Genomic DNA, 20,455 nt, shown 5'->3' on the forward strand with positions numbered 1-20,455 from the left:
CGTCCGGAAGCCGGGCACCGCCCGGTTGACCGGCACCGCCTCCGTCATCCACAAGGGGTGACCTGACGCTATGCGCCTCCCGTCCGGCGCGGGATCGACGCCGCTGCTGATGCCGCCGATCGACGCGCACCGGCGACCCCATGGTCCCTACACCGTGGCCGCGGCGTTGCTGGGCCGGCTGGTACCAGGCGCATTGGAACGTTCCCCTGATCTCGTGTCGGCGTACGACATCGAGATCAGGGCGGCGGCCCCGGCGCTGCGCCCGCTGGTGCCCGCCAGGCGGATCACGATCGACATGGACCTGCCCGACGAGGAACGCATCCTCGTGCCCGCGCCCCGGCGTACGTTACGCCTGGCCAACGGGCTGGCCGAGTTCGTCGCCCGCGCCGTCCCCGAGGGAAGCGCGCTGCTCGTGCACAACGCCGCGCAGGCCGACCCGACCGACGTCGAGCTGCTGGAGGTGATGGCACGCCGGATCCCCGCCGCGCACCTGCGCATCGAGGTCCATGACGAGGGGCCCGCGCCCGCCGACGACCGCAGGAGCACGACAGAGCTGTGGGAGCTGGTCGACCACTGCGTCCGCGAGGGCTTCCTGCACGCGGTGGCCGAGCTCGGCCTGCGCGGGATGGCCATGACCGAGCCCGGCGGCAGGGGGTGGTGGCGTTTCGCCCAGCGTACGGCGACCGCCCTCGGCGGCCTCGGCCGTCACGAGGAGGCCAGGGAGATCTGGGAACGGGTGCGCAGGAGCAGCCAGGACCCCGCCATGCACGCCGCCGCCGCGTACGGCACCGCGATGCTCGACGCGCGCCACCCCGATCCCGCGCGACGCGACCTCGGCAGGGCCAGAGGCTGGATCAACCAGGCCATCGCCATCTCCACCCTGGTTCCCGACCGGGCCTTCAAACTGGGTTTCGACCGCAACGGGCTCGCCCTGATAGAGCTGCGCGAAGGGCGGCTCGAGACCGCGCTGGAGCTGGTGGAATCCGCGATCGAGCTCGCGACGCGCGAGCTGGGTGACAGTCACCCCGTCCACCGGATGGTGCTGCTGGCCAACAGGGCGCAGCTCATGGCCGCGCTCGGCCACGCCAAGGAGGCGCTGGAGGACTACGCGGCGGCGATCGCGATCGATCCCGCCTTCCCCGACTACTACCTCGACCGCGGCAACCTGTGGTTCACACTCGGCAGGCACCCGGAGGCGCTGGCCGACTACGAGAGCGCGATCGCGCTGAGCCCGCCGCTGCCCGAGGCGTACTACAACAGGGCGGAGCTGCGGGTCGCGCTCGGCGAGGACGAGGCGGCGCTGGCCGATTTCGGGCATGTCATGGAGCTGGACCCCGGCTACCTCGACGCCTACATCAACCGGGCGGGACTGCTGGCGGGGCTGGACAGGGACGCGGAGGCGATGGCCGACGTGCGGGCGGGGCTCGCCATCGCGCCGGGCAACCCGTACCTGCTGGCCGTGCTCGGGCAGCTCGAGACGGCGGCGGGACGGCACGAGGAGGCGGCGCGGGCGCTCGACGCCGCCCTGGCCGCCGCGCCCGCACTGGCGACGGCGTGGGCGGCCAGGGGCGCGCTGCGGTACGAGCGCGGCGACATGGCGGGCGCAGTCGCCGACCTGACCAGGGCGATCGAGCTGGAACCCCACCCCGACCTCTACGCGAACAGGGCTATGGCGCTGCGCGCGATGGGTATGGACTGATCGCGCGCGAGCGCTGTCGATCGCACACAATGGGGGCATGGTGCGGCTCTTGGGGCGGGTGGCGGCCATCTACGGGAGCCTCGGCGCGCTGTGGTGGGTGGCCATCAACGCCACCAGGACGGCCACGCGCTGCGGCGACTGGCAGTGCCTGTATCCCACGCTCGGCGCCTATCTGATGGTGACGGTCGCGGCGCTGGCGGCGGCGGTGCCGCTGCTCGACCGGGCGGAGGTGAACCCGGCCCGCCGCGTGGCGCTGACGGCTGCGGCCGTGCTGCTGGCGATCAGGGGGTTCGGCGAGGCCGTGCCGTCCTCGCCGTTCCAGGTGGTCGAGGTGCTGCGCGCGGGCCTGGCCTTCACGGCCGCGGGCACGGTGGCCGCCTTCCTGGCGACACCCGGCCTGGCCAGGCGCTGGCGGGTGCTGGGCTGGCTCGCCGTCCTGGCACTGCCCGTCACCGGTCTCGCGCTGGTGTGGACGCGTTACGGGTTCTGAGGGAAGAGCCGCACGTGGTCGGGGTCGACGCGGAAGAACACCTCGGCTCCGGGAGAGATCGCGGCAGCCGCGCGCGAGGGCAGGTCGGCGAAGACCGTCACCGGCTGCCCGTTGACCTCGGCCCGCAGGTAGAGCCGCGTGGTGGCGCCGAGGAAGACGCTCACGTCGACCGTCGCCCTCGTGCCCTCGGCCGACAGTGACACGTCCTCGGGCCGGAACATGCACAGCACCCGCGACGACGGCGCTGGGACGTCGAAGACCTCGCCGTCGACCGCGTCCAGCTCCAGCGCGTTCCTGTTGCCGACGAACCCTGCGGCGAACCTGGTGGAGGGGGAGCTGTAGATCTCGGCGGGAGGGGCGCACTGCTCGATCTCGCCGCGGTTCATCACCGCCACCCTGTCGGAGATGGCCAGCGCCTCGGCCTGGTCGTGGGTGACGAAGATCGTGGTGATCCCCACCTGGTGCTGGATGCGCCGCACCTCGTCGCGCAGCCGGTGCCGCACCTGCGCGTCCAGCGCCGAGAGCGGCTCGTCCAGCAGCAGCACCTCGGGGCGCGGTGACAGGGCGCGGGCCAGCGCGACGCGCTGCTGCTGCCCTCCTGACAGCTGGTTCGGCAGCCGGTCGCCCTGCTCGGTGAGGCCGACCAGCTCCAGCATCTCCTCCACCCGTTCCTGGGCGTTCTTCTCCTTCCGTACGGTCAGCGGGAAGGCGATGTTGCCGCGCACGGTGAGGTTGGGAAACAGGGCATACGACTGGAAGACCATGCCGATCGGGCGCTTGCGGGCGGGTACGCCCGTCATGTCCGTGCCGCCGATGCGCAGCCGGCCGCCGTCGAACGTCGTGAGCCCCGCCACGCACCGCAGCAGCGTCGTCTTGCCGCAGCCGGACGGGCCGAGCAGGGCGAGCAGCTCGCCCTGCTCGACGCTGACGGTCACGCCGTTCAGCGCGTGGTGCCCCGCGTAGCGCTTGGTGATGCCTTCGAGGACGACGTGGCTCAACGAAAGGTCCTTCCGATGGTGGTGACGCGGCCCCTGCCCAGCCGTACGACCAGGGCAGACAGGGCGAACAGGAAGCCGAAGGTGAAGACGGTGACGACCGCCAGGGCGTTGGGGTCGCTGAGCGTGCGCGAGACGAACTGGCGCGCCGACCACAGCGGCAGCGTCTCGAAACTCACCCCGACCAGGATCTTGGCCAGTGCGAACTCGTTCATCGCGGTGGCGACCACCAGCAGCGAGCCCGAGACCACCCCGCCCCTGATGGCGGGCATGACGACCCTGACGAGCGCCTGCGCGGAGCTCGCGCCGCAGGTGGCCGCCGCCTCGCTCAGCTGTACGGCCCCGGCCGCCAGCAGCGCGCTCTCCACCGCCCAGTACATGAACGGGAAGGAGATCGCCGCCGTGGCGGCGGCGAGCAGCCAGAAGGTGTGGAACAGCTGCGGCGCGACGGAGGCGGTGACGAGCTGGATGCCCGCGCCGACCACCACCCACGGGATCGCGAAAGGGATCACCGCGATCGTCTGGATGAGCGAGCCGATGCGCGGGTTGTGCACCACCGACCAGTACGCCGCGGGCACCACCAGCAGGATGTCGACGGCCACGACGACCGCCGCCAGCAGCAGCGACCTGCCGAGCGCCCCCGCGACCTCGGGCTTGGTGAAGAGCTTGGCCCAGTGGGCGAGCGTGTAGCCGTCGGGCAGCGGGGTGTCGGTCCACCTGGTGGCCAGGGAGTAGAGCAGCGCGGCCAGCAGCGGCAGCGCGAAGTAGGCGCCGAGCAGCGTCAGGAGGATCCTCCGGCTCACAGCCACCTCGCAGCGCGTCGCAGCGACAGCCGGTACAGGGCGGTGGCGCCGACGGCCAGCAGCATGAGCAGCACTGACAGCACGGCGGCCCGCTCGAAGCCGAACACCGACGACTCCAGCGTGGTGCCGATCTGCAGCGTGATCAGCTTCTGCGAGCCGGGGGAGGAGGCCAGCGCGTACGCGACGGCGTAGACGCCGATCGTCCACGTGAAGATCAGCAACCAGCCCGCGATGACGAACGGCGCGAGCACGGGAATGCCGACATGACGCCAGAACTGCCATCGGGTGGCACGGCAGACCTCGGCCGCCTCCTGCCAGTCGTCCTTCAGCACGCTCAGCGCGGGCAGCGTGAGCAGCACGAACATCGGGATGTTGAAGTACAGGTAGACCACGTTCATCCCGCTGAAGGAGCCCACGGACGGGAAGGAGATCCCCAGGAGCAGCGTGAGCATCCCGGTCGCGCCGATCAGCGCCACGAAGCCGAACGCCAGCCCGATCCCGGCGAAGTTCGAGGCCACGTTCATGAGCGAGAGCCAGAAGGCCCTGCCACCCAGCCGCATCCTGGTGATCAGCCACGCGGCAGGCGCGCCGAGCGCCGTGGCCAGCGTCGCCTGGACGAGGCCGAGGGCCAGGGAGCCGCCGATGGCGCGCAGGTCCAGCGGGCTCTCGACGACCCTGATGATGTTGTCGAGGCCGTAGCCGCCGCCCCGCAGCGCGAAGGTGTCGTGCACCAGGCGCAGCGCGGGCAGGACCAGCATCGCGAACGTGAACGCCAGCAGCGGCAGCGCCGGACCCCACCGCGGGAGAAATCTTCGGGTGGAGAATCCTCCCCCAGCCCGAGCGGGGGAGGATTCTTTATCCGGGGCTGGCAAAGCTGCCACTGGGGCGGACGTTTCTTCTCCCACGATCACGCGAGAACCTTCGACTCCCAGTCGGCGACGATGCTTTCGGGATTCACCTTGGTGATCTCGATCTCCTTGACGGACGCGTAGGCGGACTCGGGGAGCCAGTTGGCCTTGGCGTCAGAGGACAGGGTCAGGTCGCCGTTGAGCGCGCGGATCGGTCTCGCGCCGAACCTGGCGAACATGGTTTGCGCCTCGTCGGAGAGCACGTAGTCGAGGAAGGCCTTGAGGAAGTCGCCCTTGCCGGCGTTGTACTTGTTGATCATGAGTCCGGACGGCGACCAGACGGAGCCGTCGCTGGGGATGATCACTTCGACGTTGACGTTCTTCTCCTTCAGCGCCGCCTTCTGCGCCAGGCCGTTGAAGTCGTAGTTGATCTGGATCGGGGCCTCGCCCTTCTCCAGCGTCTCCTCGCTCATCTTGACCGCGCTGATGTTGCCGGCGTCGGTGAGCTTCCTGAAGTAGTCGTAGGCGGGGGCCAGGTCGTCCACCGAGCCGCCGTTGGCGATCGCGGCGGCCACGACCATCGCCTGGCCCGTGCCCGACGAGGTCGGGTTCTTGATGGCGACCTGGCCCTTGTACTCGGGCTTGAGCAGGTCGGCCCAGCTTCTGGGCGGGTTGATCACCTTGTCGGTGTTGACGACGAACGCGGGCGCGCCGACGAACGTCGCCACCCAGCCGCCCCTGCCCTTCTGCCAGTCCTTGAGCCTGCTCGCCGAGGGCGGCAGGTACGCGGGCACGACGCCCTTGGCCTCGGCGATCGGGCCCCACATCAGGCCGATGTCGCTGGCGGTCCCGACCGGGTTGTCCTTCTCCGCGTCGAACTTGACGATCTCCTCGGAGGAGGACATGTCGGTGTCCTTGTGTGCGCAGGTGCCGTTGTGCTTGGCGCAGAAGGCCTTGATCACCTCGCCGTAGTTGGCCCAGTCGGGGGCCAGGCCGTAGGTGGGCAGCTCCGCTCCCTGCTCGGCGATCTTGCTGGTGTCCGGTGCGGCCTGCCAGTCGTAGTCTCCCGCGCCGGACCCGCACGCGGTCAGCGCCAGCACGGACGCTGCCGCCACCACTCCTGAACGGAGATTAGTCATAGTTCTTACCCTTCTCAGCCGTTTTCGCACCGAATGATGGCCTTTGTCGGGTATCTCGGCGACGGCCCCCGGGTGAATTCGGGGTGAACTCCTACAAGGCCGGGCTTTTCTCGAATGTCTAGTGCAGTGATTCGGGATGGCCAATGCGCATTTGTCTATCGGCGCTATAGGGGGAGCCGTATAGCGCCTGTCTATGAGCGGCATCGGTCTTATCCCACTTGTCCGAATCGTGGTGGGGCGTGAGGCTTTGCCGTACGAGAAGCAGACTGGAAAGGAACCCGATGGGGAGTCGATACCTGCTCAACCACATCGGAGGCGAATGGCGTGCCCCCGAGAGCGGGCAGACCCGGCCGAACCTCAACCCCGGCGACCTCTCCGACCACCTCGGGGACTTCGCCGAGTCAGGCGGGGCGGACGTCGAGCTGGCGGTCGAGGCCGCCACCGCGGCGATGCCCGCGTGGAAGGCGCTCGGCCCGATCAGGCGCGCGGAGTACCTGCGCGCCGCCGAACGCCTCCTGGAGGACAGGGCGGAGGACTTCGCCCAGGCGATCACCCGCGAGCAGGGCAAGCTGCTGAAGGAGGCGCGGGGCGAGGTCAGGCGCGCGCTGGCCATCCTCGACTTCACCGCGGGGGAGGGCCGCAGGCTCAAGGGCGAGACGCTGCCCGCGGAGGAGCCGCGTACGTTCTCCTACACCTTCCGTGCGCCGATCGGCGTGGTGGGCCTCATCACGCCGTGGAACTTCCCCCTGGCCATCCCCATGTGGAAGGTCGCGCCCGCGCTGCTCGCGGGCTGTGCGGCGGTCTTCAAGCCCTCGCCGCTCACGCCGCTGACGGCGGCCATGCTCACCGAGGTCTTCGCCGACGCGGGAGTCCCCGCCGGCGTGCTGAACCTCGTCCAGGGCGACATCGCGGCGGGCGAGGCGCTCGTCGCGCACGAAGGCGTGGCAGGCATCAGCTTCACCGGCTCGCTGCCCGTGGGCCTGGCCATCCACCAGGCCGGAGCGCCCCGCCTGCTGCGCACCCAGCTGGAGCTCGGCGGCAAGAACGCCGTGCTCGTGCTCAAGGACGCCGACCTGGACAAGGCGGTCAAGGCCACGGTCTTCGGCGCGTTCGGCCAGTCGGGGCAGCGCTGCAGCGCCACCTCCAGGGTCGTCGTGGACGTCGCCGTCAAGGAGGAGTTCCTGGAGCGGCTCGTCGAGCAGGTCGGGGCGCTGCGCGTCGGCTCCGGCGCCGACGAGGAGGCCTCCATCGGCCCCGTCGTCGACGAGGCCCGCATGCACGCCTGCCTGGAGGCCGTCAAGACCGCCCAGGAGTCGGGCGCCAAGGTGGTCGTCGGCGGAGGGCGCGCCCCGGGCAACGGCTGCTTCGTCCAGCCGACCGTGCTGCGCGACGTGCCGTGGAACAGCGAGATCGCCCAGGAGGAGATCTTCGGCCCGGTCCTCTCCGTGATCGACTGCGACGGCTTCGACGACGCGATGCGCATCTCCAACTCGGTCAGGTACGGCATGAGCGGCACCGTCTTCACCCAGGACCCCGCCACCATCTTCGAGGCGCTCGAGCGCTTCGAGGCGGGCATGCTGCACGTGAACAGGCCGGGCGTGGGCGCCTACGCCCACCTGCCGCACATGGGCGCGAAGCTGTCGCAGTTCGGCCCGCCCGAATGCTCGCCGCAGGTCTGGGACTTCTACACCGAGTGGCGGTCGGCGTGCATCAGCTACTGACCGCCTGCGACACGGCCGGCCGGCCTCTCACCCGTGACGCGGTGGCGACCCCCGCGAACGGGCCCGAGGCGGAACACCAGCGGAGGTCCCGGTGAAGCTCCTGACGGCGGGCGAGGCGGTCTCCCGGTTCGTCGCCCGCGGATCCGTCGTCGGGATGGGCGGGCAGAACATCAACCGCTGCCCCATGGCCCTGGTCCACGAGGTCATCAGGCAGGGCGTCGGCGGCCTGACCGTCGTCGGCTGCAACCTGTCGCTCCCGCTGGACATGCTCGTCGCCGCGGGGCTCGTGGTGCGGACCGAGCAGGGCACCGGCAACCTCGAGCGGTACGGCACGCTGTTCGCCTGGCGAAGGGCGGTCGAACGCGGCGAGGTGAGCGTGGGCGACCACTCGCACCTCGCCATGGCCAGCAGGTTCGCCGCGGCGGCGCTCGGCCTGCCGTACCTGCCGACCAGGAGCCTGCTCGGCACCGACCTGCTGGCCGACATGGTGGCCGAGGGAGTCGCCGTCGAGTCGGTGGACCCGTTCGGCGGCAAACCCCTGGTGCTCGTCAGGGCGATGGCGCCGGATGTGGCGCTCATCCACGCCAACAGGGCCGACACGCTGGGAAACACCGTGATCGAGGGTGTGACCTCGCACGAGGTGGACATGGTGCGGGCCGCCAAGGTGACGATCGTGTCCGCCGAACAGGTGCTGCCCGCCGGCGCCTTCGCCGACCGCCCCGAGCAGGTGACGATCCCCGAGGCGTACGTCACGGCGGTCGTCGAGCAGCCCTTCGGGGCCTTCCCCACCTCGGTCTACCGCGCCTACGACTTCGCCGAGTCGGAGATCAAGGAGTACCAGGGACTCGGCCGCGCGGGCGACGAGCACCTGCGCGCATGGATCTCGGCCAACCTCGGTGCCTGCTTCGAGGAGTACCTCGCCACCAGAGACGCCGGCGGAACCCTCCGCAGGACGCTCGCCGACCGGATGAGGAGCCTCGTGTGACCGCGCTGCCCAGAGAACTGCTCGTGGTCGAGGGCGCGCGGCAGATCCGCGACGGCGACCTGGTGATCGTCGGCACGGGACTGCCGCTGCTGGCCGCCACGCTCGCCCAGCGGACCCACGCCCCAGGCGCCAAGCTGGTGATCGAGTCGGGCGTGATGTTCCCCAAGGTCGTGCCCACACCCGTCTCGGTCGTCGACCCCAGGCTCATGCACGGGGCCGCCCGCCACGGCTCGCTGTTCGAGGCACTCGGCGGGCTCGTCCAGCGCGGGCTGGTGCGCACCGGCTTCCTCGGCGGCGCCGAGGTCGACCAGTACGCCAACATCAACTCCACCACCGTGGCGGGCAAGCGCCTGCCGGGAAGCGGCGGCGCCAACGACATCGCCAGCCACTGCTCGCAGGTCGTCATCCTCACCGACCACGAGCGGCGGCGTTTTCCCGCCCGGTGCGGCTACGTCACCAGCCCCGGCTTCCTCGGCGGCCCGGGCGAGCGGGCCAAGGCAGGGCTCGGGCCGCTCCGCGTGAAGGTCGTCACCGACCTGTGCGTCATGGAGGCCGAGGACTCAGCTCTCACCGTCACCGCGCTCATGCCTGGCGCCACGGCGCGAGCCGTACTGGAGAACACGGGCTTCACGCCCGCGTTCGCCGACCCCCTGGACACCGTCCTGCCGCCGGACCCCGAGGAGCTTCGCCTGCTGCGCGAGGAGATCGACCCGGCGTGCGTGTACTTTCCCGAAAGGATCGCCCGATGAAACAGCCGTTCGCGTGGGAGACGGCCATTGCGTGGAAGAACAAGGACCGCATCGTCATCCGCGGCTACGACGTCAACGAGCTGACGGGGAACATCTCCTTCGGCGAGCACTTCCACCTGGTGCTCAGGGGCGAGCTGCCCACGCCCGAGGTCGGCAGGATGACCGAGGCGATCATGGTGAACATGGCCGAGCACGCCATGTCGCCCTCCTCCGCCACCGTCAGGTTCGCGACGTCCGGCGGCGCGGAGCTCAACGCGGCCGTCGCCGCGGGCGTCGCCGGCATCGGCCGCCTGCACGGCACCGCCGACCGTCCCGCCGAGATGTTCCTCGGAGTCGCGGCCAGGGCCGAGCAGGACGGACTGAGCGACCGCGAGGCCGCCGCCAAGGTCGTCGCCGAGATGCGCGAGCGGCGCGAGCGGATGCCCGGCTTCCACCACGCCCAGCACATCCGCGACCCCCGCACCGTCAGGCTCATGGAGCTGTCGGACTCCCTGGGCGTCACCGGCAGGTACGTCGAGATCGCCCGCGCGATGGAGGACGCCACCGAGGACGTCTTCGGCCGGCGCGTCTGGATCAACGGCCCAGGGGCGATGGGGTGCATCGGCCTCGACATGGGCTACGAGCCGCTCCAGCTGAAGGCGCTGTTCATCGTGTGCAGGTCGCTGTCGCTCTGCGCGCACTCCATCGAGGAGGTGACCAGGGAGAAGGGCTGGCGCGCCTCGTCGAACTCCCCGATGGTCCAGCCGCTCGACCTGTCGATGCAGGGCCCCGACCACTACGACGGGCCCGCGGACCGGACGCTTTCCCGCTGACGTCCGCTTCTCGCCGGCGTCGGCTTCCTGCTGTCGTCCGTTTCCCGCCGGTGTCCGCTTCCCCGCCGGCGGTGGTTTCCCGCTGACGGTCGCCGACACCTGTTCACGTTGACGCGCGGCGCCCGCGAGAAGCGGGCGCCGCTCACGCGTCACCGGCCGTTGTAGCATCGGCCGATGAGCACGAGCTTCGCCGCCGCCCTCCGCGACCTGCGCCCGGGCGCCAGCGCACAGGCCGCCGCGATCACCAGGGGAGTGAGCGGGCCCGCCGCGACAGTGCCGTCGCGCACCATCACGCTCACCCACGGCCTCGAGAGGCTCCGCTGCGCCTCGCTGCTCAAGCCCCTGTACTGCTGGGCCGCCGCCGCCCACGTCACCGACCAGGACTTCTGGCGCGGCCACGCCGAGCCCGCCGTCGTCACCTCCTCCAACAGCGACACACGCGCGCTGTGGCTGGCGGTCGGCCCCGCGGTGATCCTCGCCGAGATCCAGCGGCGCACCGGCGCCGCCTGGACCCAGGGCAACGGCGACCCCTCCCGCTTCGGTTCGGTCGAGGTGGCCGCGGCCGAGGTCGCCGCCGCCTACACCGCCCTCGCTCAGGCCGCGCTCGCCGGCGATCCCGTGGCCTCCGACGTGCTGTCGTGGATGAGAGAGGTGCCCGAGGGGCAGGCGTTCGGCGTGCGCGAGGCGCTGGGCGTACCCGACGCCGCGGTCAAGTGCGGCTGGTACGGCGGAGCCGACGAGAGCTGGCTGCGCACCCACGCCGTCGCCGTCATCCCGCGCGGCGGCACCGGCGTGACGGTGGTCGTCGGGCTGACCGCGCAGCTCTACACCGACGAGCTCGAACGCGAGATCTACCAGACCAGGGTGGCCGACGGGCTGCCGGTGGAGGCGGAGCACGAGCGCGCCTGCGGGCCGCTGCTCCGCAGTCTGATGTCAACCGCACACAACGAGGTGATCGCTTGACTCCCGCACACGGTTCCGAGCGGCGCGACCTGCCACCGCTCCCGCTTCCGGCCGGCTCCGAGCGGTCCGACCTGCCGCCACTCCGGCTTCCGGCCGGCTCCGAGCGGTGTGGCCTGCCGCCGCGACCGCTTCCGGCCCGCTCCCTGCCGGCGCGTGCGCTGCCCGCCCGGTCCCTGCCGCCCCGCGACAGCCCGCTGCCCGCGCCGGCGCCCCGCGCCCTGCCCGCCCGCGCCCTGCCCCTGAGGGGCCTCACGCGATGAGGGTGACCGTGCTCGGCGGGTGTGGCGCGTGGCCCGCCGCCGGCCAGGCGTGCAGCGGCTACCTCGTCGAGCATGAGGGGTTCAGGGTGCTGATCGACCCCGGCTACGCCACGCTGCCCCTGCTGCTCGCCACGACCGGGGCCGAGGAGATCGACGCGGTCCTCGTCAGCCACGGGCATCCTGACCACTGCGCCGACCTGAACCCGCTGCTGCGGGCGCGCTCGCTCGGCGACCAGTCACCGCCGCCGCTGCCCGTGCACGCGCCGCCGGGGGCGCTCGACGCCGTCCTCGCCCTCGACCGGCCGGGCATGCTGGAGTACGTCACGCACGAGCTCACCCCGCGCAGGCCGTACGAGCTGGGACCCTTCACGGTCGAGGCCTGGTCGCTGCCGCACCACGTGCCCAACGCGGGGCTGCGGCTCGAAGCGGGAGGCAGGGTGCTCGCCTACACCGGCGACACAGGACCCACCCCCGACCTCGTCGAGCTGGCCAGGGACGCCGACGTCCTCCTCGCCGAGGCCACCTATCCCGAGGTGGTGCCCGACGAGGACGCGCCGTACCTGTCGACGGCCGAGCAGGCGGGCGCCAACGCGGCAAAGGCGGGCGTCGGCCACCTGGTGCTCACGCACCTGTGGCCCGGCACGCCCGCCGAGCCGGCGCTCGAGGCGGCGAGCAGGGGATTCACGGGTCAGATCACCGTGGCCGTGCCAGGAGTGATCTGAGCCGGGCGGGCGGCACGCCTCCGCGGGCCCGGCTGTGCGGTCACCGTTGTCGTGTGGTCGGGGTTCGGTGTTCGATCAGGACAGGTCGTCGAATTCGCCGTCCTTCATGCCGAGCCTGAAGGCTTCCCACTCGGCTTCGGTGAAGAACAGCCTGGGCCCGTCGGGGTCCTTGGAGTCGCGCAGGACGAAGAGTCTGTCCTGCTCCGGCTTGTGCGCGGCGGCGTCCCCGGGCGTGTCGAGGACGGCGACTTCGACGCAATCCCCGCCGTTGCCTCCGCTACGACGGGCCTTGCGCCATGTGAGGTCATTCATATGCTCTCCTCCACTTTCGACAGCAAATTTAGACTTGCGTGAACCGGTAAGGCGAGTGACCTGATCACGTCATATCTGTGAGCGATGGATTCGACATCCGCCGGACGATCCGTGACGTACCCCGCGCCCGCGGACTCGAGATAGACGAGATCGGGCTCGCCGGGAACCTTCGCGATGACGAACGCACCCGTCAACCCCGGCACCGCCTGCGCGTCCACCGGGACGACCTGCACGGTGACGTTCGGCAGCTCGGCCGACTCCAGCAACGCGCGCACCTGCCCGCGCATCGTCGCCGCCGAACCGATGGGCCTGCGGACCACCCACTCGTCCAGCACCACCCAGTACCTCAGCGGATCGGGCCGGCGCAGGACCGCCTGCCTGGTCATGCGCGCCGACACCGCCTCCTCCGCCTGCTCCGCCGTCGCGGCGGGCTCCCTGCGGAAGACCTCCCGCGCGTAGTCCTCGGTCTGCAGCAGCCCGGGGATCAGCAGCGGCTGCCACGTCTGCAGCGTGCGCGCCGTCTGCTCGATCTCCAGCCACGGACGGAACCAGGCGGGGTAGGCCGCCTGCCGTACCAGAGGCCACAGCCTCAGCAGCGACCCGCCGGTGTCGAGCACGACGTCGGCGCGCTCGGCGAAGTCACGGGACGGCGTGCGCCTGGCCAGCTCGATCGCGCAGACCAGGGACAGCGAATAGCTCAACCGCTCGGCCAGCTGCTCCTGAGAAAGGCCCGCTCGGGTGCGGAACTCTCTCAGCTCCGAGCCGAAGAACGCCAGCGGGCTGGAGCTCGGATCGAGCTCGCGTGCAGCAGGCATCGGGGGCTCCGGTTCTACAGAGGTTCTACAAAAGCTCTCCGGGTTCGCGCACTCCAGGTGTGCCACCCGGATCCGTACCTAGAGTAGTCACTTGAATGCAGGCTGGGGTCACGACAGGGGAATCTCACCGATCGAAGGACGTGTGGTACTTATGGGTGCCGTTTACACACAAAGGGTGGAAGAAGAACAGATCCAGCAGCTGGGATGGGTACAGGACCGGCTCGCCGAATCAGGCAGACGCGCCCTCCTGGTCAGACACCTGCGGCTGACGCTACTCCAGAACAGGTACGATCCGCCCGAGCACGGCGGCCCCGTGCTCATCGCAGGATCGATGAAGATCAGCGTCGACGGCGGATACCACATCGAACACACCGACGGGCGCACCGCCGACTTCCTCGGCGCCGACGAAGTCGCCGCGTACGTCGCTAGCTCAGTCTCCTGATCACCTCGGGCAGCTCCGGCGGGTCGAGACGGCCCGGCAGCGAGCCCAGCTCCTCGGTGCCGAACCAGCCATAACCGAGGAGGGCCTCGCTCTCCTCCTCCGTGAGCTCGTCCGGGCTCACCCTCGGACTCGCCTCGTCGAAACGGGCCACGAAGAACGGCTCGACCTTCACGTAGCGCACCCCCAGCCACGTGAAGTCCCGGTCCACCGCGACCCACCTGTCCTCGACGGCCGCGCCCGGCAGGCCCGTCTCCTCGGTCAGCTCACGCCTGGCCGCCTCGAGCGGCGTCTCGCCAGGATCGAGCCCCCCTCCAGGAGGCTCCCATATGGCCTCGTCGCTGACCCTGTCGTACCAGTTCATCAGCAGGACCCTGCCGTCCCGATCGAGGCACACCACTCTCGTTGCCGGCCGGTCACTGCTCACTGGCGTTCCCCTTCCCGCCCGGCCGCGGCTCCTTACGGTCCCTGCCGGCTTGTGTACGGCAAGCCCCACAGGGGCCACCGTGGTCACCCGGTGACCACCCGTCGATCACGCTACTCCAGCAGGACTCCGCGTCCCCCGCCGACATGCCCCCTGACACCCCAGGCGCCCGACCCCGCCGGGCTTCCTCTCCGAGCCGCCCGCTCACCTCTCCTGCCGCCCGGACACCTCGCCAGGACATGTTGTCCGGTCAGCTCGCACCTTGCCTGGGACGCATCACTCAGCCGCGTCGCCCAGTGGTTTCGCCCGGGCGTCCAGCCGGCTCTCCGGCCGCTCGCAGGCTCGTCTGGCCCCTCTCGCCGGTTGCCCAGGTGGCCCGCCTCCCTCGCCCCGTGCCTGGACGCCCCAAACGGACGCCTCAATCGGACGCGTCGCCCAGTGGCCTCGTCCGGCGGCCCGCGCACCTCGCCTGGCCGTTCACGCGCTTGGTCTGGTTGCTCGTGCAGCCGGTGTGGCCGTTCACGCGCTTGGTCTGGTTGCTCGTGCAGCCGGTGTGGCCGTTCACGCGCTTGGTCTGGTTGCTCGTGCAGCCGATGTGGTCGTTCACGCCCCTCGCCCGGTTGCTCGCGGACCTCGTTTCGTCGTCTCGTCGCCTGCCCGTGCCATTCGGACGGCCGCTTCGAGTTCGCTGCGCGACGCAAGGGTCGCTCGCCGATTGCCGCCCGTCGGGCCGTGCGCCACATGCCGTAGGTGATGAAGGCGCGGTCGGGATCGCCGCGGGCCCGTCTGCCCGCCGTACCGGGACCACTCGACTCACGTGCCGGGACCCGCCCGCCGTACCGGGACCACTCGACTCACGTGCCAGGACCACCCCGCCCCACGTGCCAGGACCACCCCGCCCGCCGTACCGGGCCCCCGTACTGGGGACCAAGGGAGTCGGGGGTCCGGCAGCGCCAGGGGTCCGGGGTCCGACAGCGCCAGGGGTCAGGGCTCCGACAGCACCAGCGCGAGCAGGCCGGGGAAGCGGGCGTCGAACTCCTCTCGCCGCAGCCTGTTGAGCCGCCTGGCGCCCTCGTCGCGCTGCTCCAGCAGACCGACGTTGCGCAGCACGGTGAAGTGGTGGCTGAGCGTCGACTTGGCGACCGGCAACTCCTTGAACGTGCCGCACGGCAGCGCCCAGTCGGGAGCCACCGCCAGCTCGCGCACGATGCACCGCCTGATCGGGTCGGACAGCGCGTCGAGCGCCGCCTGGAGGGACGCCTCCATCGGGGAGCCGTGGGTCAGGGCGCGCGCTCTGTTCGACGCCGGTCGAACACTCGTGTAATGTTCCATCTCGATCGAACAGTCTACCCGGGAGGCCACGACAATGATGGACAACGGTCGGATCGGCGTCTGGTATCCCCTGTTCGGCAGGGCGCCGGCGGCGGTCGTTCGCGAGGCGGCCGCCGAGCTCGAGGAGCTCGGCTACTCCACGCTCTGGGTGAACGAGACCTCCACCAGCAGAGAGCCGTTCGCGGGTGCCGCCCTTCTGCTCGCGGCCACCCGACAGATCGCGGTAGGCACAGGCGTCGCCAACATCTGGGCCCGCGACGCCACCGCGATGGCGGCGGGGCGCGCCACGCTCGGTGAGGCCTACCCGGGCAGGTTCCTGCTGGGCATCGGCGTCAGCCACGGCGGCCTCGTCGCGGGGCGCGGCCACGACTACGGCAAGCCGCTCACGGCGATGCGCGCCTACCTCGACGGCATGGACCAGGCGGCCACGGCCATGGTCGCCGGCGGCGAGGCCCCCACGCTGCTGGCGGCGCTCCGGCCCAGGATGCTGGAGCTGGCGCGTGACAGGGCCGAGGGCGCCCACACGTACTTCGTCCCGCCCGAGCACACCGCGCTCGCCCGCGAGAGCCTCGGCAAGGATCGGCTGCTCGTGCCCGAGCTCGCCGTCGTCCTCGAACCCGACCCCGCGAAGGCTCGTCAGGTCGCACGTGAACACATGGCGTACTACCTCGGCCTGCCCAACTACGTGAACAACCTGCGCGACCTCGGTTACACCGACTCCGACTTCGCCGACGGCGGCAGCGACCGCCTGGCGGACGCGATCGTGGCGTGGGGCGACGAGCAGGCGGTGGCCAAACGCGTCCGAGCCCACCTCGACGCCGGCGCGGACCATGTCGCTCTGCAACCCCTGACGGCGGGCGGCCACGACATGGCGGACGGCATGGCACAGCTCAGCCGCCTCTCCGACACCCTGGACCTCTGACCCTTTCCGGGCTCCGACCTCCCCGCTTTTCGGTCCGCGCTGCGTCTCGCGGTCCGCGTTGCGTCTTCCGGCGCGCGCTGCCTCTCGCGGTCTGCGCTGTGTCTTGCGGTCTGCGCGTCTTCCGGTGCGCGCTGCGTCTCGCGGCCTGCGCTTCGCTTTCCCGCGCGTGCCGCGTCTTCCAGCTCGCGGTCCGCGCTTCGCTTTCCCGTGCGCGCCGCGTTTTCCAGCTCGCGCCGGGTCTCGCAGTCTGCGCTGCGTCTCGCGGCCTGCGCTTCGCTTTGACGTGCGCGCCGCACCTTCCAGCCCGCGCCGCGTCTTCCAGCCCGCGCCGCGTCTTCCAGCCGGCTCTGCGTCTTCGGTCGGCCCGCCCGCGCAGTTGAGCCGAGCCGTGCGGATACGAGTAGGAGGGCATCCTCGGCCCACCAGACCCTGGCTCGTGTACATCGGGCACTTGTCGGATGGAGAGTCCCACCTGACCATGTCGTCGGGGGTGTCGGGGGTGTCGGGGGTGTCGGGGGTGTCGGGGGTGTCGGGGGTGTCGGGGGTGTCGGGGGTGTCGGGGTCAGCGCTTCATGGCGCCGTCGGCGATGGCGTTGGCCGCGTCGCCGATGGCCATGCCGACGATCTCCAGCCGCCGGACCAGCTCGCGTTCCTTCATCGCCTCAGCCGTCACCTCGCCCGAGAAGATCCGCGCGATCTCGTACTGGTACATCCGCCGGACAGCACTTCCGGCCTTCTTCGCCTCCAGCGCGTCCTGGACCACCGCAGAGGGCCGGGAGGCGAGGTCGCGCACCGCGTTCTCCAATGCCTCGATGCCGACGATCACCTGGTCGAGCAGCGGAGCGAACCTGATCTGGTTCGGCACCCGATACAGGTGCGACTCTCGGACGAAGTCGCGCAACGAGTCCAGGACGTCGTCGATCGAGCGGGACAGCCGGAACAGGTCTTCCCTGTCGATGGGTGTGACCAGCGCGTTCTTGAGCTCCTCGACGAGACGGGCGCGTTCGGTGTCGCCGAGGTGCTCGATGGAGCGCATCTGCTCGTGTGCTCCGGTTCTGCCCACCTCGCCGCCGATCATCGCCATGGCGAGCCAGGCGCCCTGCTTGGTCGCCGCCAACTGTCCGGCGAGCGCGTGCGCCAGCGCGCCGTCCATCCTCCCAGCCAGCAGATCGCGAATCCGACTCAGCCGCTTCATGCCACCTCCGCCCGCTCCCACCACACTCTCACCAGGCCGCGCACTGGTGCGTTCCGGCACCTGGACCTCCCGCTTTCGCTGCTCGCCCCTGCCCGTGCACGCCCCTCGCCGATGTGCTTCTCATGCCCACCGCGTTCATGTTCTGTTTGGGACGGGGGACCGTTTCCTCCTCATCCGATCTCTCGTAGGGCGAAGGCCATGAATCTCATCCGATCTCTCGCAGGGCGAAGGCCATGAATCCGGCCAGAAGTCCGGTGACCGGCAGGGTGAGGAGCCAGGCGACGACGATCTTGACGGCCGCGTACCAGCGCACTCTGCCGCCGCCCTGCGCGACGCCTGCTCCGATGAGCCCGCCGGCGATCGCCTGGGTCATGCTCACCGGCATCCCCGCCGCCGAGCACCCGATCACCGTGACGCCTGATCCGAGTTCCGCGGCCACGCCGTGCAATGGGCGGGAGACGATGATCTCGCGGCTGAGGGTACGGCCCGCCTTGGGCATGCCGTACAGGGTGCCGAGACCGAACAGCAGCGCCGCCGCGAACGAGACGGACGGACCCGTGGAGCCCAGGGCGATCAGAAAGATGGCCAGCATCTTCTGCCCGTCGTTGGAGGCGTAGGCGATGCATTGGAGGATGAAGCCCGCCCAGTGCCAGCGTCGCAGCCCCTCGCTGGTGGTCACGGCGACGAGCAGCCGGGTGGCGGCCCAGGAGGCGAACGCTCCCAGGAACGGGGCGACCAGGCCGACGGCGAGCACCAGCACGACCGAACCCGCCGACACCTGGAGTCCGGTGCCGAGACCCGCGCCGGTCAGGCCGCCGACGATCGCGAGGGTGAGGCTCGTGGGGCGTCCGTGGTGGCTGAGGACCAGGACGACCGCGATCGCGGACAGGACGGCGGTGATCATCGCACGAGTGGCGTTCGGGCCTTCGAAGGCGGCGAGGCGGGTCGCGAACGTCAGCGCGACCTGTTGTGACACCAGCGGCACCAGTCCGGTCAGCAGGACCAGGGTGAGGACGCCGACGACGGGCTTGATCGTGGAGAGCTTGAGGCCGGTGGCCAGCAGGGCACCGCCGTCGTTCACTCCCGACACGACGGCGAACAGGCAGGCGACCAGCACCTCAAGGGGCATGCGCTCCACCCAATCCGACCTGTCGAGGGATCACAACCCGCCAATCCGTGATGCCGGATATAGCAGGAGTAACGGTCTCGGCTGGCTTTCCGTCGGTCGATCCCTCCCTCTGTCCTGCCTCGCGTCACCCGATGGCTTCCCTGATTTGTCTCGTGTCGGTCGATGGCTTCGCTGTCCTGCCCTCTGTCATCCGATGGCTTCCCTGATTTGTCTCGTGTCGGTCGATGGCTTCGCTGTCCTGCCCTCCGCCACCCGATGGCTTCCCTGATCTGCTTCGTGTCACCCGATGGCTTCGCTGCCATACCTTCCGTCGGTCGATGGCTTCCGCTTTCTGGTTGGTCCTGGTGGTGGGTGGTCTCATCCGTATCCGTGGGGGTGTACGGGCGTCGTGGCACGTGCGAAGAGGGGCGCGCTCGGGGCGGCGGGGAGCGCAGGGATGGGTGGGCGACGGCCCTTGCCGTGGTTGGGGTGCCGGTGACCGGCGGATGGGGCCTGGGAGCTCGTCCAGAGACGCCCACCTATGGCGCCCATAGTGAAATCCGGCCTGGTCGTGCCGTGGGCCCCCCACTAGCGTCCATAACGCCCGATATCTCCAGAAGATCGAGTGGATGATGGACGAAGAGCTCATTCTGCTGAATCCCGGACCAGCCTGTACCTCCCAGCGGGTCAAGGACGCCCTGCTGCGCGGAGATCTCTGCCACCGCGAGCCGGAGTTCACGGATCTGCTGTTCAGGATCCGCGAGGCGCTGCCCCGCTGCCTGAACCTCGGCGGCACCCACGAGGCGATCCTGGTGACGGGGTCGGGAACCGCCGCGATGGAGATGGCGGTGATCAGCTCCGTGCGGGAGGGCCGCGGGGTGCTGGTCGTGAACAACGGCGTGTACGGCGACCGCATGATCAAGATCGCCAGGTCGCACGGCATCACCGTTCACGAGGTCAGGAGCGACTGGACCGTGCCCGCCGACCCCGAGGCGGTGCGCCGTGCCCTCGCCGAGCACGACGACGTCGACGCGGTCGTCTGCGTCCATCACGAGACCACGACTGGCCTGATCAACCCGATCAAGGAGATCGGCGAGGTCGTCGCTGGCTCCGGCGCACTGTTCGTGATCGACGCGATCTCCGGCACCGCGATCGAGGACCAGGACCTCGCGGAGGTTCGGGTGGACGTGGTCTGCGGCACCGCGAACAAGGGCCTGCACGGCCTGCCGGGCATGGCGTTCATCCTGTGCAGCCCCGCGTCGATCGCCCGGGTTCAGGAGGTTCCCGAACGCAGCCTCTACCTCAACGCGGCGAGCTACCTGAAGAGCGACGTGCCTTTCACGCCTGCCGTCCAGGTCTGCTATGCCCTGGACGAGGCGATCGAGGAGTTCGAGGCGCAGGGCGGGTTCGCGGCACGGACGAAGCTGTACCGCGAGCGGGCCGCGCTGGTGCGCGGGCAGTTCGAGCGGCTGGGCCTGAAGATCCTCGTTGATGAACGTTTCAGGTCCAATACCGTGACGATGCTTCATCTGCCGGACGGTGTGACGTACCAGTCGCTTCACGATGAGCTCAAGAAGCGTGGCTACGTTGTCTACGCCGGTCAGGGCCAACTGTCGAACGACTTCTTCCGCATCTGCACGATGGGGGAGATCCCCTGGCACCGGCTTGAGCAGCTCGAACGGGCGCTCGGCGAGTCGATCGAGGCAGCAAGGGGTTAACGGG

Annotated in this window: 22 protein-coding genes; 11 read left to right on the top strand and 11 right to left on the bottom strand. The window is 70.3% G+C overall.

What is annotated here, in order from left to right:
• Window positions 1–70 precede the first annotated feature (70 nt).
• Together ACFSKW_RS13715 and ACFSKW_RS13720 are read left to right on the top strand one after the other, a co-directional pair.
• On the top strand, window positions 71–1,699 hold the full coding sequence (locus ACFSKW_RS13715; RefSeq protein ID WP_379572597.1) for a tetratricopeptide repeat protein: 1,629 nt from the start codon (window positions 71–73) through the stop codon (window positions 1,697–1,699).
• Between the two features lie 37 nt (window positions 1,700–1,736).
• On the top strand, window positions 1,737–2,189 hold the full coding sequence (locus ACFSKW_RS13720; RefSeq protein ID WP_379572598.1) for a hypothetical protein: 453 nt from the start codon (window positions 1,737–1,739) through the stop codon (window positions 2,187–2,189).
• On the opposite strand, the gene ACFSKW_RS13725 is transcribed toward ACFSKW_RS13720, so the two are convergent.
• The 4 genes from ACFSKW_RS13725 to ACFSKW_RS13740 form a co-directional block, all read right to left on the bottom strand.
• Window positions 2,177–3,187, bottom strand: coding sequence for an ABC transporter ATP-binding protein (locus ACFSKW_RS13725; RefSeq protein WP_379572599.1), 1,011 nt, complete (start codon window positions 3,185–3,187; stop codon window positions 2,177–2,179). The genes ACFSKW_RS13720 and ACFSKW_RS13725 overlap by 13 nt on opposite strands.
• Window positions 3,184–3,987, bottom strand: a complete 804-nt coding sequence (locus tag ACFSKW_RS13730; protein WP_379572600.1) for an ABC transporter permease — start codon at window positions 3,985–3,987, stop codon at window positions 3,184–3,186. Before ACFSKW_RS13730 ends, ACFSKW_RS13725 begins: the two co-directional genes overlap by 4 nt.
• Window positions 3,984–4,745: an ABC transporter permease subunit gene (locus ACFSKW_RS13735; protein WP_379572601.1), complete on the bottom strand. Its 762-nt coding sequence runs from the start codon at window positions 4,743–4,745 to the stop codon at window positions 3,984–3,986. The genes ACFSKW_RS13730 and ACFSKW_RS13735 overlap by 4 nt, the downstream gene beginning before the upstream one ends.
• Window positions 4,746–4,894: 149 nt before the next feature.
• Window positions 4,895–5,974: an extracellular solute-binding protein gene (locus ACFSKW_RS13740; RefSeq protein WP_379572602.1), complete on the bottom strand. Its 1,080-nt coding sequence runs from the start codon at window positions 5,972–5,974 to the stop codon at window positions 4,895–4,897.
• A gap of 281 nt (window positions 5,975–6,255) precedes the next feature.
• Here ACFSKW_RS13740 and ACFSKW_RS13745 point away from each other — a divergent pair, with 281 nt between their 5' ends.
• From ACFSKW_RS13745 to ACFSKW_RS13770, 6 genes are all read left to right on the top strand, one after another.
• Window positions 6,256–7,695, top strand: coding sequence for an aldehyde dehydrogenase family protein (locus tag ACFSKW_RS13745; RefSeq protein ID WP_379572603.1), 1,440 nt, complete (start codon window positions 6,256–6,258; stop codon window positions 7,693–7,695).
• A gap of 91 nt (window positions 7,696–7,786) precedes the next feature.
• Entirely contained in the window at window positions 7,787–8,680 is an 894-nt protein-coding gene (locus ACFSKW_RS13750; protein WP_379572604.1) for a CoA transferase subunit A, read from the top strand.
• Window positions 8,677–9,429 (top strand): CoA-transferase subunit beta, encoded by a 753-nt coding sequence (locus tag ACFSKW_RS13755; RefSeq protein WP_379572605.1) that lies wholly within the window; start codon window positions 8,677–8,679, stop codon window positions 9,427–9,429. The genes ACFSKW_RS13750 and ACFSKW_RS13755 overlap by 4 nt, the downstream gene beginning before the upstream one ends.
• Entirely contained in the window at window positions 9,426–10,241 is an 816-nt protein-coding gene (locus ACFSKW_RS13760) for a citrate/2-methylcitrate synthase (RefSeq protein WP_379572606.1), read from the top strand. Before ACFSKW_RS13755 ends, ACFSKW_RS13760 begins: the two co-directional genes overlap by 4 nt.
• A 174-nt stretch (window positions 10,242–10,415) precedes the next feature.
• Window positions 10,416–11,204 (top strand): hypothetical protein, encoded by a 789-nt coding sequence (locus ACFSKW_RS13765; protein ID WP_379572607.1) that lies wholly within the window; start codon window positions 10,416–10,418, stop codon window positions 11,202–11,204.
• Window positions 11,205–11,460: 256 nt separating this feature from the next.
• Window positions 11,461–12,186, top strand: coding sequence for an MBL fold metallo-hydrolase (locus ACFSKW_RS13770; protein WP_379572608.1), 726 nt, complete (start codon window positions 11,461–11,463; stop codon window positions 12,184–12,186).
• A 75-nt stretch (window positions 12,187–12,261) separates the two neighbouring features.
• Here the strand turns inward: ACFSKW_RS13770 and ACFSKW_RS13775 are convergent, their stop codons facing one another.
• Window positions 12,262–12,498, bottom strand: a complete 237-nt coding sequence (locus ACFSKW_RS13775; RefSeq protein ID WP_379572609.1) for a DUF397 domain-containing protein — start codon at window positions 12,496–12,498, stop codon at window positions 12,262–12,264.
• The gene (locus tag ACFSKW_RS13780) at window positions 12,495–13,313 is read right to left on the bottom strand and encodes a helix-turn-helix domain-containing protein (protein ID WP_379572610.1); all 819 of its coding nucleotides are present in this window, start codon (window positions 13,311–13,313) and stop codon (window positions 12,495–12,497) included. The genes ACFSKW_RS13775 and ACFSKW_RS13780 overlap by 4 nt, the downstream gene beginning before the upstream one ends.
• 175 nt (window positions 13,314–13,488) lie before the next feature.
• On the opposite strand from ACFSKW_RS13780, the gene ACFSKW_RS13785 reads away from it, so the two are divergent.
• Window positions 13,489–13,755, top strand: a complete 267-nt coding sequence (locus ACFSKW_RS13785; RefSeq protein ID WP_379572611.1) for a hypothetical protein — start codon at window positions 13,489–13,491, stop codon at window positions 13,753–13,755.
• Here ACFSKW_RS13785 and ACFSKW_RS13790 read toward each other — a convergent pair.
• The 3 genes from ACFSKW_RS13790 to ACFSKW_RS13800 all read right to left on the bottom strand — a co-directional run bounded on the left by ACFSKW_RS13790 (window position 13,739) and on the right by ACFSKW_RS13800 (window position 15,442).
• On the bottom strand, window positions 13,739–14,179 hold the full coding sequence (locus ACFSKW_RS13790) for an NUDIX hydrolase (protein ID WP_379572612.1): 441 nt from the start codon (window positions 14,177–14,179) through the stop codon (window positions 13,739–13,741). The two genes, ACFSKW_RS13785 and ACFSKW_RS13790, sit on opposite strands and share 17 nt — an antisense overlap.
• A gap of 415 nt (window positions 14,180–14,594) precedes the next feature.
• A complete protein-coding gene (locus ACFSKW_RS13795; RefSeq protein WP_379572613.1) occupies window positions 14,595–14,783 on the bottom strand; it encodes a hypothetical protein in 189 nt (62 codons plus the stop codon).
• A gap of 377 nt (window positions 14,784–15,160) precedes the next feature.
• Window positions 15,161–15,442, bottom strand: a complete 282-nt coding sequence (locus tag ACFSKW_RS13800) for an ArsR/SmtB family transcription factor (RefSeq protein WP_379572614.1) — start codon at window positions 15,440–15,442, stop codon at window positions 15,161–15,163.
• A 100-nt stretch (window positions 15,443–15,542) separates the two neighbouring features.
• On the opposite strand from ACFSKW_RS13800, the gene ACFSKW_RS13805 reads away from it, so the two are divergent.
• On the top strand, window positions 15,543–16,430 hold the full coding sequence (locus tag ACFSKW_RS13805; protein ID WP_379572615.1) for a TIGR03620 family F420-dependent LLM class oxidoreductase: 888 nt from the start codon (window positions 15,543–15,545) through the stop codon (window positions 16,428–16,430).
• Between the two features lie 562 nt (window positions 16,431–16,992).
• Here ACFSKW_RS13805 and ACFSKW_RS13810 read toward each other — a convergent pair.
• Both ACFSKW_RS13810 and ACFSKW_RS13815 read right to left on the bottom strand, forming a co-directional pair.
• Window positions 16,993–17,625: a DUF47 domain-containing protein gene (locus tag ACFSKW_RS13810; protein WP_379572616.1), complete on the bottom strand. Its 633-nt coding sequence runs from the start codon at window positions 17,623–17,625 to the stop codon at window positions 16,993–16,995.
• A gap of 205 nt (window positions 17,626–17,830) precedes the next feature.
• Window positions 17,831–18,754: an inorganic phosphate transporter gene (locus ACFSKW_RS13815; RefSeq protein WP_379572617.1), complete on the bottom strand. Its 924-nt coding sequence runs from the start codon at window positions 18,752–18,754 to the stop codon at window positions 17,831–17,833.
• Between the two features lie 608 nt (window positions 18,755–19,362).
• Between ACFSKW_RS13815 and ACFSKW_RS13820 the strand changes: the two genes are divergently transcribed.
• Window positions 19,363–20,451, top strand: coding sequence for a pyridoxal-phosphate-dependent aminotransferase family protein (locus ACFSKW_RS13820; protein ID WP_379572618.1), 1,089 nt, complete (start codon window positions 19,363–19,365; stop codon window positions 20,449–20,451).
• Window positions 20,452–20,455 lie beyond the last annotated feature (4 nt).

The sequence above is a fragment of the Nonomuraea mangrovi genome (assembly GCF_042681425.1).
In the GTDB taxonomy this organism is placed as follows: Bacteria; Actinomycetota; Actinomycetes; order Streptosporangiales; family Streptosporangiaceae; genus Nonomuraea; species Nonomuraea mangrovi.

What these genes read in the sequence shown, in the direction of transcription:
- ACFSKW_RS13715 (WP_379572597.1), top strand. Translation starts at nt 71, where the DNA reads ATGCGCCTCCCGTCCGGCGCGGGATCGACGCCGCTGCTGATGCCGCCG.
- ACFSKW_RS13720 (WP_379572598.1), top strand. Translation starts at nt 1,737, where the DNA reads ATGGTGCGGCTCTTGGGGCGGGTGGCGGCCATCTACGGGAGCCTCGGC.
- ACFSKW_RS13735 (WP_379572601.1), bottom strand. Translation starts at nt 4,745, where the DNA reads ATGCTGGTCCTGCCCGCGCTGCGCCTGGTGCACGACACCTTCGCGCTG.
- ACFSKW_RS13740 (WP_379572602.1), bottom strand. Translation starts at nt 5,974, where the DNA reads ATGACTAATCTCCGTTCAGGAGTGGTGGCGGCAGCGTCCGTGCTGGCG.
- ACFSKW_RS13745 (WP_379572603.1), top strand. Translation starts at nt 6,256, where the DNA reads ATGGGGAGTCGATACCTGCTCAACCACATCGGAGGCGAATGGCGTGCC.
- ACFSKW_RS13760 (WP_379572606.1), top strand. Translation starts at nt 9,426, where the DNA reads ATGAAACAGCCGTTCGCGTGGGAGACGGCCATTGCGTGGAAGAACAAG.
- ACFSKW_RS13765 (WP_379572607.1), top strand. Translation starts at nt 10,416, where the DNA reads ATGAGCACGAGCTTCGCCGCCGCCCTCCGCGACCTGCGCCCGGGCGCC.
- ACFSKW_RS13770 (WP_379572608.1), top strand. Translation starts at nt 11,461, where the DNA reads ATGAGGGTGACCGTGCTCGGCGGGTGTGGCGCGTGGCCCGCCGCCGGC.
- ACFSKW_RS13775 (WP_379572609.1), bottom strand. Translation starts at nt 12,498, where the DNA reads ATGAATGACCTCACATGGCGCAAGGCCCGTCGTAGCGGAGGCAACGGC.
- ACFSKW_RS13780 (WP_379572610.1), bottom strand. Translation starts at nt 13,313, where the DNA reads ATGCCTGCTGCACGCGAGCTCGATCCGAGCTCCAGCCCGCTGGCGTTC.
- ACFSKW_RS13800 (WP_379572614.1), bottom strand. Translation starts at nt 15,442, where the DNA reads ATGGAGGCGTCCCTCCAGGCGGCGCTCGACGCGCTGTCCGACCCGATC.
- ACFSKW_RS13805 (WP_379572615.1), top strand. Translation starts at nt 15,543, where the DNA reads ATGATGGACAACGGTCGGATCGGCGTCTGGTATCCCCTGTTCGGCAGG.
- ACFSKW_RS13810 (WP_379572616.1), bottom strand. Translation starts at nt 17,625, where the DNA reads ATGAAGCGGCTGAGTCGGATTCGCGATCTGCTGGCTGGGAGGATGGAC.
- ACFSKW_RS13815 (WP_379572617.1), bottom strand. Translation starts at nt 18,754, where the DNA reads ATGCCCCTTGAGGTGCTGGTCGCCTGCCTGTTCGCCGTCGTGTCGGGA.
- ACFSKW_RS13820 (WP_379572618.1), top strand. Translation starts at nt 19,363, where the DNA reads ATGATGGACGAAGAGCTCATTCTGCTGAATCCCGGACCAGCCTGTACC.